Origin of the sequence: Alteromonas sp. Mac1, from assembly GCF_001562125.1 — a bacterium.
In the GTDB taxonomy this organism is placed as follows: Bacteria; Pseudomonadota; Gammaproteobacteria; order Enterobacterales; family Alteromonadaceae; genus Alteromonas; species Alteromonas stellipolaris.
In genome coordinates this window covers 3,851,305-3,866,146 of sequence record NZ_CP013932.1, presented here as the reverse complement: position 1 = coordinate 3,866,146, position 14,842 = coordinate 3,851,305, and the positions used below count along the sequence as shown (strand labels likewise).

13 protein-coding genes are annotated in these 14,842 nt (G+C 44.5%); all 13 read right to left on the bottom strand.

The annotated features are described in order from the left end of the window. Position 1: 1 nt before the first annotated feature. Positions 2-1,231 carry a hypothetical protein gene (locus AV939_RS16445; protein WP_057789561.1) on the bottom strand — a complete coding sequence of 410 codons (1,230 nt, stop codon included), beginning with the start codon at positions 1,229-1,231 and terminating at the stop codon, positions 2-4. A 215-nt stretch (positions 1,232-1,446) separates the two neighbouring features. Further along, positions 1,447-3,912 carry a TonB-dependent receptor gene (locus tag AV939_RS16440; RefSeq protein WP_082604818.1) on the bottom strand — a complete coding sequence of 822 codons (2,466 nt, stop codon included), beginning with the start codon at positions 3,910-3,912 and terminating at the stop codon, positions 1,447-1,449. A gap of 129 nt (positions 3,913-4,041) precedes the next feature. Next, complete coding sequence (locus AV939_RS16435; RefSeq protein ID WP_057789563.1) at positions 4,042-5,769, bottom strand: insulinase family protein; 1,728 nt, start codon at positions 5,767-5,769, stop codon at positions 4,042-4,044. 18 nt (positions 5,770-5,787) lie between these two features. Then, positions 5,788-6,972, bottom strand: coding sequence for a pyrroloquinoline quinone biosynthesis protein PqqE (pqqE, locus tag AV939_RS16430; RefSeq protein ID WP_057789565.1), 1,185 nt, complete (start codon positions 6,970-6,972; stop codon positions 5,788-5,790). Next, positions 6,965-7,240 carry a pyrroloquinoline quinone biosynthesis peptide chaperone PqqD gene (gene pqqD, locus AV939_RS16425; RefSeq protein WP_057789567.1) on the bottom strand — a complete coding sequence of 92 codons (276 nt, stop codon included), beginning with the start codon at positions 7,238-7,240 and terminating at the stop codon, positions 6,965-6,967. The genes pqqE and pqqD overlap by 8 nt, the downstream gene beginning before the upstream one ends. Further along, the gene (gene pqqC, locus AV939_RS16420; RefSeq protein ID WP_057789569.1) at positions 7,240-7,995 is read right to left on the bottom strand and encodes a pyrroloquinoline-quinone synthase PqqC; all 756 of its coding nucleotides are present in this window, start codon (positions 7,993-7,995) and stop codon (positions 7,240-7,242) included. Before pqqC ends, pqqD begins: the two co-directional genes overlap by 1 nt. Position 7,996: 1 nt before the next feature. Further along, a complete protein-coding gene (gene pqqB / locus AV939_RS16415; protein WP_057789570.1) occupies positions 7,997-8,917 on the bottom strand; it encodes a pyrroloquinoline quinone biosynthesis protein PqqB in 921 nt (306 codons plus the stop codon). 70 nt (positions 8,918-8,987) lie between these two features. Then, positions 8,988-9,059 (bottom strand): pyrroloquinoline quinone precursor peptide PqqA, encoded by a 72-nt coding sequence (gene pqqA / locus AV939_RS20075; RefSeq protein ID WP_073324441.1) that lies wholly within the window; start codon positions 9,057-9,059, stop codon positions 8,988-8,990. A gap of 94 nt (positions 9,060-9,153) precedes the next feature. After that, positions 9,154-10,932, bottom strand: coding sequence for a leucyl aminopeptidase family protein (locus AV939_RS20415; protein WP_082746067.1), 1,779 nt, complete (start codon positions 10,930-10,932; stop codon positions 9,154-9,156). 26 nt (positions 10,933-10,958) lie between these two features. Continuing rightward, the gene (locus AV939_RS16405) at positions 10,959-11,768 is read right to left on the bottom strand and encodes an ABC transporter permease (RefSeq protein WP_057795914.1); all 810 of its coding nucleotides are present in this window, start codon (positions 11,766-11,768) and stop codon (positions 10,959-10,961) included. Between the two features lie 60 nt (positions 11,769-11,828). Next, a complete protein-coding gene (locus AV939_RS16400; protein ID WP_057789574.1) occupies positions 11,829-12,548 on the bottom strand; it encodes an ATP-binding cassette domain-containing protein in 720 nt (239 codons plus the stop codon). Then, positions 12,539-13,519, bottom strand: a complete 981-nt coding sequence (locus AV939_RS16395; RefSeq protein WP_057789576.1) for a PQQ-dependent catabolism-associated beta-propeller protein — start codon at positions 13,517-13,519, stop codon at positions 12,539-12,541. The genes AV939_RS16400 and AV939_RS16395 overlap by 10 nt, the downstream gene beginning before the upstream one ends. After that, positions 13,516-14,802, bottom strand: coding sequence for a hypothetical protein (locus AV939_RS16390; protein ID WP_231751134.1), 1,287 nt, complete (start codon positions 14,800-14,802; stop codon positions 13,516-13,518). Before AV939_RS16390 ends, AV939_RS16395 begins: the two co-directional genes overlap by 4 nt. Positions 14,803-14,842: the final 40 nt, after the last annotated feature.

Sequence of the window (14,842 nt, the reverse complement as noted above, 5' to 3'; positions counted from 1 at the left end):
ATTAGAAGAAAATGGTTCCGCCTAATTGAATAAGCGTGAGATCTTCTGCGCTGTTATATATTGATTGAGCAGTTTCAGAGCCAGTGACGTCCAAACTCAAATTTTCATACTTAGCGTAAATAAGAAAACGAGAACCAAAATACTGTTCCGCTGCTATGCCCCATTGGCTCAGTTCAGAGCCCACTACGCCATCTAAGTGCGCCATACCGTATTGGTCGTTATAGCTTGCGTATTCTGCGTAAAATGCTGAATCACCAAACCCGTTATATTGCTTGCGAATACCCGCTTTAAAGTAGTAAGCATCCGTGTCATCACCAGAACCGACAACCGCGTCATCAGTTTCTTCCATTTGATAGGTGGCCACCCCAAACATGCCAGATTCTAAGTGCATTGCCCCGGCTTGAAATTGAAGGGTCGTAGAGCCATCGCCACCCACGTTGGTGCCGCCATCTTTATTCACCGAATACCCGCCATGTAGGTTTGTTTTAAACCCGCCATGTTCAGCTGAGTATTTAACCGCGATATCGTATATTTCATCGTTTGCATAGCCTACCGCTACACTAAAATTACCCATTTTAGGTAAATCATAACGTACGCCATTGCGGTAAATCCCGTTACAGTCAAGGCCTATGCCCAGTCCTGGGGTGGCCAAGCACTGTGCAAATTGCCCCCACGCCACATTGGTTGAGCCTTCGTCTATTCCCCGAATGAAAAAACCGTTTGCTCTGAACAATGGGGAAATACCTGACCAAATAGTGCCGGATGGGTCGGCAAGTACAGCAATGTTATCAGTGGGTAAGCTTTGTAAGCCGATAGTGACTTTTCCCCAATCGCCGCCAATATGAAGGCTACTGCCTAGAAGCCCAATATCGCCACCATTGAAGGTGTCTAAGTTATCTTGATTGGCAAATAACAGTGGTGTTTGATGGCCGCCGCCACCATAGTTCGGTGTACCGGAAAGCGGTTCAATAATAACTTCAAACCCTACGTCTAAACCATGCTCTTCAAGTTTGTAATCTCCCGATAGGGTAATGCGACTACCAAGTGTGGTGCCATTATCTGAAAGCTGGGCAACATCACTGCCAACACCATCATCGTAATAGGTTAACCCTTCGTTAATCCAACCTGAAATATTCCAAGAGTATTTTTCGTCCTCAGCATAGCTTTTCAAACTTAAGGTACTTAAAATAGCGATAGATAAATATGATTTAACAAGTAATTTATTTTTCATTTTACTGTCCCAGTGTGAGTGGTATTTTTTAATAATGAGAATTTAATCTTTTCTCATATGCCCTAATTTAAATTTCGGGTGTCAGTAAAATTGATAATAGATTTATATAGTTTTTGAACCATTGGACGTAAGGCTTGTTAGCCTCGTCCTTTAGGACTAAGAAAAATTAGGCGCATAACGCCTAATCTATACCTTTAATTTAAAAGCTCGCTAAATTAAAATTTAGCTTTCACATTTAAACTCACCATGCGAGGTTGGGCTGGCCCTACAAATAAGGGGCTTTCTACATCAGGGTAAATGTCTTCTAATACTTCATCAGCCTCGCCATAAGTGCCGAAGGTTTCATATTCTTTATCGAACACATTGTTCACTCGTAGTTGGGCACTAAAGGTGTGATTAAACTGATGGTTCAAGTAAAGATTAGTCACCACATAGCTATCTAAGGTGTCATTTTCGTTGGCTTCATCACCTCGGAAGTATTGGCTAGATGCTAAGATAACTTCTGCGCCTAATCTGGTTTCTTGGCTTAACGGGTAGTCTAGATAAAATTTGATATTGTGCTTTGGTTGTCCAGGAATAGTGTCACCCGCTTCAACTTGTCTATTTGCCCCTAACGGATTAAAAGGACTAAAAGAGGTGAAGGGAGACTCGAACGTCGCGTCTAGATAGTTGTAATTAAATCGATAATCAAGCTTTTTCCAAAATGAGCTGATACTGAATTCAACGCCCTGTCTGCGGGTAGCGTCGATATTAATAAAGTAGCCTCTCGATGCGACTGAGCCAGCTTGCTGAAAAATGATGTCATCTTCACTCTCACTACGATAAACATTTAGCATCATGTCGATGTTATTAAAAGTTGCGACATAGTTAGCTTCAATAGTTTGTGTAACTACCTGAGCTAATGGCGGATCGGCAACGAAACCATTGGGTAATCGGCACGGATCTTCTTCGTCCGCACAGCTTAATTCTGCTGGGCTTGGTGCTCTAGATGACTGGCTAAAAGCTAGGTTTAGCTGCGACGTATCACTAAGCGCAATATCTAACCCTATGGCGGGATTAAACTGCGTAAATCTATGGTCACCATCAAGAGAATCATCACCGTCTTCACTTAAATCTTCCATTAGCACATGGTCGCGATTGAAGCGGCCACCAATGTTTAGCGATACTTTATCTGTAAGTTGGGTGGTATTAACAAAGAGTAACGACCACGCAGTGGTGTCTACATCAAGCCTTACTCTTTCTTCAGCAGATTGGATCCCTTGAAGTGGAATAACCGTACGGGAATCGCTAGCGGTATCATTCTCTAATATCCCAAAGGTGGTATCTGCTGAATAATTGATATCACCTTTATTGTAAGTAGCCCCTATCACCAGCACAGATGGTTTGCCTAATAATTCATAATTACTGGCAAGCTGAGAAGAAACCCCGAAAGCTTCTGAACTTGATAACCCCGTGTTGTATGTGCCGTCTATCTCATCGGGTGATACATTTGAAATATCTGATAGGGCAGTTTCTTCATCGTAGCCAATGAAAGCAACGGCTTCTACATCATCGCCAACCGTGGCTAGTTCGTCATCATCGTCGTCGTCGTCATCGTCATCGCCATCAAAATCATCGTCATCGCCATCAAAATCATCATCATCGTCGTCATCTTCCAGCTCACACAAGGTGATACGGCCATCGCTAAATTGGCATGCGCCAAAGTCGCTGTCATCACCATTTATGCTGGTGGTTTCATTGTCGCGGTAAAAGGCGTTGAACGAGAGAAGGTGATTGTCGCTTAGCTGTAGGTCTCCAGAAAGGCTGAAGTGATGTAGCTCATTGTTCGTTTGATCGGGATGAGTATACACCGCTTCGCGGCCTTCTATTTCTAGTAGTTCAATTGGTGAGGCACCATTGCCTAATAGCTCGCTATCGGCATATAAGTAGTTAAAATCGATTCGTCGCTTACTGTCCTGGTAAGACACGGCGCTGAATACTTGATTTACCTCTGAAGGCGAGTAATCCCGCCACCCATCTTCTTTATAATGATTGGCATTAATGTAATAGCCCCAATTACCATTATTTCCACCAGATTCTATCGATAGCGCTGACTGACCGTATTGCCCTACAGTGGCATCTACTTCGTTGGCATCGAAGGAAAAGCCAGTTTTGGTATTTAGTGCCAGTGCGCCACCTAATGTATTTTGGCCGAACAGGGGATTAGAGCCCGAATACAGCGCCACCGTATCGATAGCATCAAGAGGCATAAGATCCCAATTTACGGTATCGCCAAACGCCTCGTTAATTCTGCCACCATTCATGTACACCGAGATACCTTGAGGTAAGCCGAGCAGTGGTGACGCGGTAAAACCTCGGTATTGTAAATCGGGTTGAAACGGATTGTTTTGCGCATCATTCAAATTCACGCTGGCAAATTGGGACTTTAAGAGTTCTGGCAGAGAGCGACTTACGCTTGTTTCTATCTCTTCTTGAGATATGGATTGAACACTACCAAAAATTGGCACTGCATCACTGCCGGTTTGCAGTGCGGTTGCTCCATGAACTTCTATTACCTCTACTTCACTGTTTGGCTGTTGGCTGTCTGTTTTAGTATTGGCATAGGCTGGACTGCAAAGTGCCAATGACACGCTTGAAGCGATGAGTGCGTAAGATAAAGGTGTTGTGTTTTTTATTATCATGATTCTGATTCTTCAATGAACGAGTATGCAATCAGTATCGTGTAGGTGGTTCCCGAAAAATATCCTCCTAAAGGGGGAGGAAGAGTCGTAAATTGGTAGTATATAAAAGTCCTAAGTAGCGGATTTTTATTATGCAGGGCTATAACTTACGCTAGCATTGGTGTCAATTTTGGCGAGCGTGTTTTTACACCACAGGTCACGGGTCGACGCTTGATTATCTTGCGCTCCATAAATGAAAATCTCACCATTAAACTGTGCTACCCCTAGTGCGTAACACTCCCCGTTTGTACGAGGTTGCCAAAACGAAGCGCCAGTCACGGTATCTATCAAATAATGATGGAATTGGGTATCTACTCGATACACCCAGTGATTGCCAATACACTGGAACCTGTTCTCCGGGTTTTGTGCCGACTGTGCGGATTGTGTAGAACGTACGGCAAGCTTATGCAGTAATCTAGGTAATACAGGTAGGTTATCTAATGACAACAACGAGGCAAAGTTTGCAGCGAGCAGCGCAGTTTCGCTGTCTTTTACCTTGTCCTCATTCTTATTCTCAACCTCAACTGTAGGAGCCCAGTTATCGTTTATCGGCGCGTCTTCGTTCTTATTTTTAACGCCAACTTCATGGATAGCAGCTTGGCAAACATGCACACTGCACAGGTAGTCGACAAACGGTGATAATTTTAAAGGCGAGTGCGGCTTGCTATACCGAGAATGCGTTTGTTGTTGAAAATCTCTAATAAGTCGCTGCACTGTGTTGGGTAATTTAGTGTCGGTAAATAATCGAGGTTTGGCTTCAACATTGAGGTCAGTTAATAGGGACACCACATTTTTATGTGCAACTGTACGCGCTTGAGCATTGGCCTTTGAATTATGTACAAACCGAAGAGCAATCATGCCCGCATGGTTTACTTCATCATCAATAAAAAAATGGCCTAAAGCGTCAGAGCTGCATTCAACCTTTTTTTGAACCAGGCTTTCAATCTTACTTTTAATCAGGCTTTCGACCTTAAGCAAGTCGTGAGTGAATTCCTGTGGCACCCACCACGTAGACACGTAATTTTCTGTTGGTCTCAAATGGGGATTACTTATTTGGGGAGTGCTCATATGATGAGTACTTATAGGGTAGCTGCTCATAGGTAAAACAGAGTCTGAGGTCTCGCGCTTCAAAGTGTTTAAGGGCGCTTCAGCAACCTTATCATGAGGCATAGCATCGCCTGACTTAGCATGAAAACCTCTAGCGCCAACCTTTGCGATAGCCTGGCTACATAATGATATTATTTCATTACCGTCAGTATCTGCGCCACGGACTAAAAGGGTGCTATGACTCCCCTTGTACCATGTTTTCTTATAATCAATTAAGTCGTCAAAACTAATCTCTAATACTGAATCTGAAAAGCCGCCGGCATGTTGATAGGCCATGGGGCTGGTATCATTTCGGCGTATTGCAATGTTATTGGCATAATCGATATTGCCTTCAAGCAGCGTGAGCTCGTTAACGAGTACGCCATTTCGCTCTGCTTCAAAAGCGCATTGGGAGAAATGGGTATTTGTAAGGCCACTATATAAGTATTGGATCGCACTGATGAACAGCGCTTTATCTTCGGATTGGACATAAAAATACGTACAACCAGCGTAGGTCGTTGCGTTGATAGCTAAGGGTAACAATGCATTTGCTACAAAAAGTTCATGATCGGCAGGGTAGTACGGCGACCCACGAAAGCACATGTGTTCTGCCAGGTGAGAGATGCCAGAATGATCATGTGCTGGGGTATTTACAACGAATACTCCCGTGAATGGTGATACGCTTCCTTTAGGGCTTTGAGCATGGTGTGGTACATATCGAATATCAATCATGACTAAGCGTTTAAGTATTTAAACGGTAAGGTCTTGTATCGTCTTCACAGGAATATTGTTTTTCACTGTGCGAAATTTTAAAGTTGAGCTTGTCTGTTGCCCAGCTTTGTCGGTAATTGTTTTCATTAAATGATGATCTGGTGACTTATCGCACACGGGGTCAGTTTTGTGCATATCACCGGTGAGTAAAAAGGCTTGGCAGCGGCATCCGCCAAAATCTTTGTCTTTTTCATCACAGGTTTTACAGAGCGAGGGCATCCAGTCATCGCCTCTAAAATGATTAAAGCTAAAATCGTGTTCCCAAATATTCTGCACCGAGGAGTCTTTTACATTAGGAAAGGTAAGGGGAAGAATTTTGGCGCTATGACAGGGCAGGGCACTGCCATCTGGCGTTACCGTTAAAAAAGTAGTTCCCCATCCATTCATACACGCCTTGGGGCGATTTTCATAATAATCGGGGGTGACAAACATAAACTTAGGGCCCACACCATCTTGCTGGTCTCTATAACGGTTAACGGCCTGCTCAGCTTCCTCTAGCTGGTTTTTTGTTGGTAGTAAGTGCTCACGATTTTCGTACGCCCAACCATAATATTGTACTGTGGCAAGCTCTACAAAATCGGCCTTAAGCTCAGTACTAAGAGCCATCACTTCTTCAATTTCATGAATGTTTTGCGCAGTAATACAGAAGTTCAACACCATAGGGTAGTTATAGGCTTTAACTAACTTGGCAATATTCAGTTTTTGTTTGAACGAGTGGCGTTTATTGCCAATAAGGTCGTTAACTTCGGCATTCGCTGACTGAAAACTAAGCTGAATATGATCAAGCCCCGCGTCTTTTAATTTGGCGATGCGCTTTTCTGTCATGCCTATGCCAGAGGTGATCAAGTTGGTGTAAAAGCCAAGTTCGCGGGCATAGGCTACCAACTCTTCTAAGTCCTTTCTTAATAAGGGTTCTCCGCCAGAAAAACCTAACTGAACCGCACCCATTTCCCTCGCTTCTCTAAACACCTTTTTCCATTGAGAAGTGCTGAGTTCGTTAAAGGTTTCTTCCATATTCACGGGGTTAGAACAATAGGGGCAATGTAGCGGACATTGATAGGTTAACTCAGCGAGTAGCCATAAAGGTGGTGTCGTAGCTTTGGCAGGTTGTGAAGCCTTGGTAGCTTGTGAAGACTTAGTAGCTTGCGATGCCTGGTTAGTCATAAACCACCCACTTTTTCTCTTCAGCGTGTTGTAGAAAAGTGGCTACGTCATCTTCTAAATCTTCAGGTGCATTGGGGAATGCTTTTCTAAGTGCTACTGCAATATCATCAGTGGTGCGCACACCATCAACAAGGGTTAAAATTTCCGACGCCGATGGGTTTAATTTAATCATGCCTTCGGGAAAGAGAAGCACATAACCATCTTGCACTTTTTCGTATTGTAAGCGAAACAAGGGGTTCATCGATGGGGTTTTTATTATGCTTGTCATTAGAATCTCCCTGTATGGCAAATTTGTTGATCTGCAATGCCATCGAAAGGTTTTCTGCCATATTCGTAGGCAAAACAGATGGCGTCGGCAATGCTCCACAGAATATCTATTTTAAATTGAAGAATGTTCAAAGCACGCTCTTGCTGCTCGCGGGTAACAAAGTGCTCGAGGGTTATTTGAAGCCCGTGTTCTACATCGCGTCTTGCTTGCCCTAAACGCATTTGAAAATAGGTAAATCCTTCTTGGTTTATCCACGTGTAATGGGTAGGCCAGGTATCAAGTCGGCTTTGGTGTATTTCAGGGGCGAACATTTCGGTTAGAGACGAACACGCGGCTTCTTGCCACGATGCGCGGCGTGCAAAATTCACATAGGCGTTTACCGCAAATTTAACACCGGGCAATATGTGAGATTCATCAAGTAATTCATCGCGGTTAAGCCCTACGGCTTCTCCTAAGCGAAGCCAAGCTTCAATACCACCTAAACTGGTATCACCTTCACGGCCGTCATGGTCGATAAGCCGTTGGATCCACGTGCGTCTTACTTCTTGGTCTTCACAGTTTGCTAATATGGCGGCGTCTTTAACCGGAATAGCCATTTGATAATACAGCCTGTTTGCCACCCATCCTTGTATTTCTTCTTTGCTGCAATGTCCTGCATTCATTCGTTTATGGAAGGGGTGATGAATATGGTAGTAAGCGCCTTTAGCGCGTAGTTGTTGTTCGAATTCTTCTTTAGTCCATGCAGGTTTCAACATGTTACACCTCTATTTGCATGCCATCGTAGGCCAACTCTATATTCTGCTCTTGTAAGGCATGGAAGGCTGATGAATCTTCATTCAGCACGGGATTAGTGTTGTTAATATGAATCAGCACTTTGCGCTTAACGTTGAAGCGATTAAGCAGCGCAATGGCGCCATTTTCACCATTTACTGGCATGTGCCCCATTTGGGTACCGAGTTTTTGGCTAAAGCCATACTCAATCATTTCCTCGTTCACCCATAAGGTGCCATCGAAAAGAACGCACTCAGCGTTGGCCATAACCTGCTTTACCGTGTCATTGGCTTGCATGCATCCTGGTGCGTAAAACAACACATGTCCTGTTTGGGTGTCGGTAATTTTAAGGCCAATGTTGTTGCCCGGGACAATGTTATCGCGGTAAGTAGAATAGGGCGGCGCGTTCGACTCTAGCACTACAGGTTGGAATAAAAGTCCATCCGCGCCTTCAGGCACAAAGGTATGGTTAAAGTCAGTACTAATTGAGCGTTGATGAAGGCCACCGTGCCAATGTTTCAGTACAGTAAACAAAGGAAAGCTGGTGGTTAAGTCTTCTTTTACCACATCGGTGCAATAAACAGGGAGTGGCAGGCCTTCTCTTAAGGTAAGCAAGCCGGTGGTATGGTCTATTTGGCTGTCGGTTAGCACTATAGATGAAATACGTGTGCCTCGGGCAACGTGCTCTTCAGGCCAAAGTTGCGGGTGGCTATTTATTTGCTCCCGTAAATCGGGCGAGGCGTTAATGAGTACCCATTTGTTACCATCTACACTAACCGCAATGCTCGATTGAGTACGTGGGATTGTCTTAATAGTTTGCTGACGTGCGCCTTTGCAATTCTCGCAATGACAATTCCACTGAGGAAAACCGCCACCTGCGCCTGCGCCAAGAATCAATACCTGCATAACTACTCCTTGGGTAATTGAAAAAGGCTGCAATAGCAGCCTTTTGATTACTTATCACAATGGCTTTGGTTTAGCGGTTGCTGATATATAGCGTTACTTCAAAACCTAGGCGCATTTCAGTGTATTGAGGTTTAGTCCACATTGTCATTTCCTCTGTCTTTTGGATGAGTTCAATATGAGTATATGTTGATTATCTGTTAACAGATATCCTTCTAAAGGAGGAGAATTACCATGAATCATGATGATTTTCGGGTAGTGGCTAAGCGTTGCAAATAGGCCAATAGAAGTGGGATGGGTCGGCCGGTGGCCGAATTAGCAGTACCATATTTAAATGCGGTACCAGCCACGTCCATATGAGCCCAAGGAAAACTCTGAGCAAAGCGAGATAAAAAGCAACCTGCGGTAATCATACCCGGAGAGTTTTTCCCTGCGTTAGTCATATCCGCATGGGAAGAGGCTATAGCGTCTTGATATTCAGGCCACAGCGGAAAGGGCCATATTGGGTCGTGGCTTTGCTCTCCGGCTTTAACTAGCGCTTGTTCTAGCGAACGAGAGTTGCTCATTACACCGCTGCACGTGTGCCCTAACGCGGTAATGGCAGCGCCGGTTAGGGTGGCGATATCTATGACAGAGTGAGGGGAAAACCGTTCGCTGTAACTTAGTGCGTCACACATTAGCATGCGCCCTTCAGCGTCAGTGCTTATAACTTCAACAGTTTGTTTGGAGTGGGTAGTAATAATATCACCGGGCCGGTAGGCGTTGCCGCCAATGCTGTTTTCAGCGGTAGCCAATATTCCAATGATATTAATATTCAAGCCTAACTCGGCAGCTGCTTTTATTACACCAAGTACGCAAGCTGCACCTGCCATGTCGTAAATCATGTGATGCATGTCACCACCGCGTTTTAGGGTGATGCCACCAGAGTCAAACGTTACACCTTTACCTATTAAGACTATTGGCTTGGTGTTTCTGCTGTTGCCTTTGTCGGTAATGCTATCGTCGTTTTCACCGCTATGGGCATTATTACCGCTATGGGCATTATTACCGCTATAGGCACTGTCACTACTCTCGGCATTTTCAGAGTAATTACCTGAATAATGAATTACCGGCATAGACGCAGGGAATGCCGACGCGCGATTAACCGCTAAATACGCATTCATGCCCAGTGCTTCTAACGCATCTTGATTGATTATCTTAGTGGTAACTTGAGAGTAGGTGTTAGCGAGTATTTTAGCTTGTTCAGCCAAATACACGGGGGTACATAAATTCGCTGGCATGTGAGATAAATCTCGCGCTAATTCCATACCTTGTGCCAGTGCTGCTTCATAATTAATGCAGGCTAGTAATTCATCTGAAATGTCGCCCGATGCTAACGTTGAGTCCGCACTAAGAGCCTCGCCTGACACTTCATCTAACGTGCTATCTAAAACTAAGCCAGCTGCCATGTCTGTTGATGATACTTGTATATTTAAGCGTGTCACTTTCTTCGCCGCTAAGCAGGGGGCCGATTTATATCCTGCAAACTGGTAATAACAAAAGTGAAATGCTCGCAATAACTGGCTAACAAATGTTATTTCTTGCTTACTCTGTTTACTTGCTTCTTGCAAACTGCGAGAAACAGCACGGCAAGGTAGCACCAAAGTGATCGTTGCCGCTTTTAACGAAAGGGCGTACTTAAACATATCAATAAATAGTTTGCGAGTGCCATGAGAAGCCGAGGGATGATCAAAACTAATATTGAGGTTTTCCTCTAGAGCACCCACTCCCCATATAAGCCATCGTTTTGCAGCCGCCCCTACAGGTCGATGCAATAAAATGCTTTGCCCCTTAGCGCCTATAAACGCTTCATCAACAAATACCTGCTGAATAAAAGTTTGCGTGCTCTTGGGGAGGTTGCTAATGGTGGGGTTTATATCTGCCGACGAGCAAAGCCAAATCACGCAATCTGCGTCTATGTCGTGCAAGTTGCACTCGGGTACTAATATCACGTTTGTCATGTGTGTCGTGTTTGTCATAAGCGGCCTTGTTGGTCAGGACTTTTTTATGCGCTGTTCTTTCCGAGGCTCTTTTTTCCAAAGCCAGCAGTAGCCGGTTTTGGCCTAAAGCTTCTTACTGCCAGGGTAAAGGTAATAAGGGTAAGCATGGAGACAATCATAAGCTCTTTTGTTGCAAGCTTTTCATATAACCCGAAGCGCAGCAGTTCAACGCCGCTGGTAAACGGATTGAAGGCGCATACTTGATATAACCACTCACTTGCTTCTTGCATTTTCCACAACGGGTAAAGTGCGCTCGAAAGGAAAAACATAGGAAAGATAACGAAGTTCATGACACCAGCAAAGTTCTCTAATTGCTTAATCGAGTTGGCCAGTAATAAGCCTAGCGCGCCAAGAAAAATCGACAGTATTGCAATGATGGGCAGCGCGTAGACATAACCCATTAAGGGTAACTGCACGTCAACAAGTAACGCAAAGCAAAAGAATAAATAAACCTGTATTGCTGAAACCAGTGTATTGGCTACTAACTTACTGCATAACAAAAATGATCGGGGCACTGGGCTCATTAGCAGTACCTTCATGCTGCCCATTTCTCTATCGTAAACCATAGATAATGAACTCTGCATACTATTGAAAAGGATAATCATGGCGCCTAAACCCGGCACAATGTATTCCTCATAAAGAATGTAAGTCTCGTAGGGCGGGATCATAGAAAGCCCTAGCGCCGAACGGAAACCAGCCGCAAATACAAATAGCCATAACAAGGGGCGAACTAAGGCACTTAATAATCGCGAGCGCTGTTGCCAAAACTTCAGCATTTCACGATTTAAAACACCCACAAAACAGCGCCAGTACATCATGGCAGGTCCTGGGCTTTAGCCTGCGTAGCTTTTTCGTACTTACAGTAGGTATTGATATTATGCTGCACGAGTGAGTACCTCCCAAAGCTGATGAATATCTAGGGCCTGATGCTTAGCAAGCAATGCCGAGCAAATATCTCGTTCTACTAGTCGGCCATTTAACAATATGGCAAGGGGATCAGTTAGCGATACCTCTTCAAATAGATGGGTAGCCCATAACACAGTTACGCCTTGTTTCACTGCTAGGTCATGAACCACCGAATGAATTAACTGCCGAGAGACAATATCTAACCCTACAGTGGGTTCATCGAGTAACAAGGTGCTGGGTTGGTGAATAAGGCATCTTGCCAACTCAACACGACGGCGGTGACCACCATTTAAATGTCGGATTTTAGTATTCAGACGGTCGCTAAGATCAAGTTCGTTTAATAAGTCACTAATGCGTAGAATTGACTTATCTGGAGCCAGCCCATGGAGGGATGCAAAGTAGGCTAGGTTCTGCTTTACGGTAAGGTCGATATCTAAGGTGCTTTGTTGAAATACCACGCCAAGCTGTTTCATTATTGGCGCACGGTTATGCGTTATAGTACTGCCATTAAATAGGATATTGCCACGGCCAATCCGTTGTAACCCTGTGAGCAACCCAAATAGGCTGCTCTTACCTGCGCCATTAGGACCAAGTAAAATATTAAAACCCGGTTTTAAGGTAAGTGAAATGTCATCAAGGGCTATCACTTTACCGTAAGTGTGGCTAACCCCCTGAATATCTATTTCCATTTAACGGCAATTCCCCATGGGTAACGCCCCACCTTAACCGTCTTTTCAACATTGAGCGTTTCAGTATTAATTACCGACACGTCACCGCTTACTCCGTTTGTAGTGAGTAATAATGATTGGTCTTGGTTAAACGCTAATTGCCACACACGTCTACCTACCACTATGTATTTTTCTATTTCAAACGTATTGGTGTTTACCACGGCAACACGGTTTGCAGGGCCAAGGGCAACAAACGCGTAGGGGGAGTCTCGCATCAACAATATCCCCACGGGTTGTATCTTGTCGCGGTACACGCCTTTTACATCAAAAGACAAGGTATGTGCTTTTTGCTTGGTTTGAGTATCAAATATGGTGACTGTGCCGCCAATTTCAGAGCTTACCCAAAGATGTTTATCGTCGGCGGTGAAGTGGGCGTCACGTGGGCGAGCATCCACTAAGCTATTGGCAATGTTCTCGTGGGTGTTGGTGTCTATCCAGTGCACCATGTTTGTTGTTTCTGAAGTAACCACCATCATACGGCCGTCATGGCTTACCGCTAACCCTTCGGGCTCAACCCCTACATCTATTTGTGCAATTACCTGACTGGAGGGAATATCGATAACGGTGAGCAGGGCATCGTCTTCATTGGCGGTGTAAATGGTAGTGCCATTGGGATGAAGGGCTATAGTTTCAGGGTCTTCACCTGACGGTAAGTCGCCTACGATGGTATGGGTGTCTAAATCGATAATTTGAATGCGATCTGAATCTGAGGCGCAAATATAAGCATGCGATTGATCGGCACTTAATATAAAGCCCCTTGGACGCTCGCCAATGTCTAATGTATCAGTCACTTCAAATGTATTCATATCAATAACTGATAGGGTATTGTCTTTTTCATTAGTTACATACGCCCGTGGCATAGCGCTGACACTCAGGCTGGTGACCCACAAACTTAGTAACGAAATACCAGTGACTAAAAATCGCGTTCTCATAGGGCGTCCTTACAAGTAGTGGTGGCATCACCTAGGGTGTCTAATTCATCGAGTTGGTGTAAAAAACCAGACAGGGGAGCGTGGGTCACAAGCGCTTCTTCGTGTGCTAGCGCCATAGGCTGGCGAAGTTGTCGAGTGCCTTTTCTGAAAGTTAATTGCCTACCTTTATACGCCGCAATACTCAGTTGACCCTCTACTAATGCGTTAAATAATCGTGTACCTGTAACAGACTCATGCATTTGAGAGTCATTATTTTTAAAATCACTGCTATCACTTCGCTGCAAAGCGGTCGATATAGCAATAATGGCGGCATAAGCAGCAAAGTCTACTTCATTCATAGTGCGTGAAAACTTGTCTTTAAAGCGATTCTGAAGCTGTCTTGCGCCCCATTGCTCATGAGTAAAATGCCACCCTAATGGTTTCAAACCTGCCGAACCCATAATGGGCACAATAAGGTGGGTATTAAACGGTAAGCTGTAGGCATACTGACTTTGGGTGTCGGCAGCAAAAATAGCGTCGTAAGGTTTCTTAGTTCGAGTGAAAAGGGGGATTTCAGAAAAAGCAGAGCGACGTAAGTCGAAGCTTGCCTGCCATGTTTTCTTTTCAACAATATTTAATTTAAATTTCTTCGCGGTACGTAAAAATGCGTCTAAGTAAGCCTCATCGCTTTCATGAGCGCCGCGCAAGGTAAGCACCGAGCTCAAACGCTTAGTTCTAAGCCACTGACCAAGCGCATCGGTTTTCATTTGGTAGCTAGGGTAGGTGTGTAAGACGTTAAGCTCGCAGTGCATGCGGCGAAATGTATCCTTACCACTGGCTACATTCACAACCAATGCGCTGGGATTAATCGACACCACTGAACGAACGGCTTCTTGATATTGAGCATCTGGGCTATCGATAAGCACCACGGGGGCATGGGTAATAGCGTCGGTAGCGGCTGAATCTAAAGCATTTATGTGGGCAAGCGTCAACGAGTAGCCTAAAAACTTTCCCGTAATATTGGCATCTTCAATACCAATTTCGGCACCCGCAATTCCTTCGTCAGTAGGGCTAATTAAATACGAAGGCGTGCCCGCGGGCGTAGGGCGTTTCAGCTTAAGATAGACCATGTTCGTAGTGTTTTGCTGAGCTTCAGCTTGCCCTTTATATTTGCTTCCAGACTGGATTTGGGCATGAACATGAGCATGCAAGGCTGATACGCTTAGCAGTAAGGTTGATATTCCTATCCATACTTTTGCTTTTTTCATAAACCAGCGAAGGGCTTTATTCACACTTCTATTCACACTTCTTATTTGAAAGTGTGCCTTTTGTCAGTCGAGATAC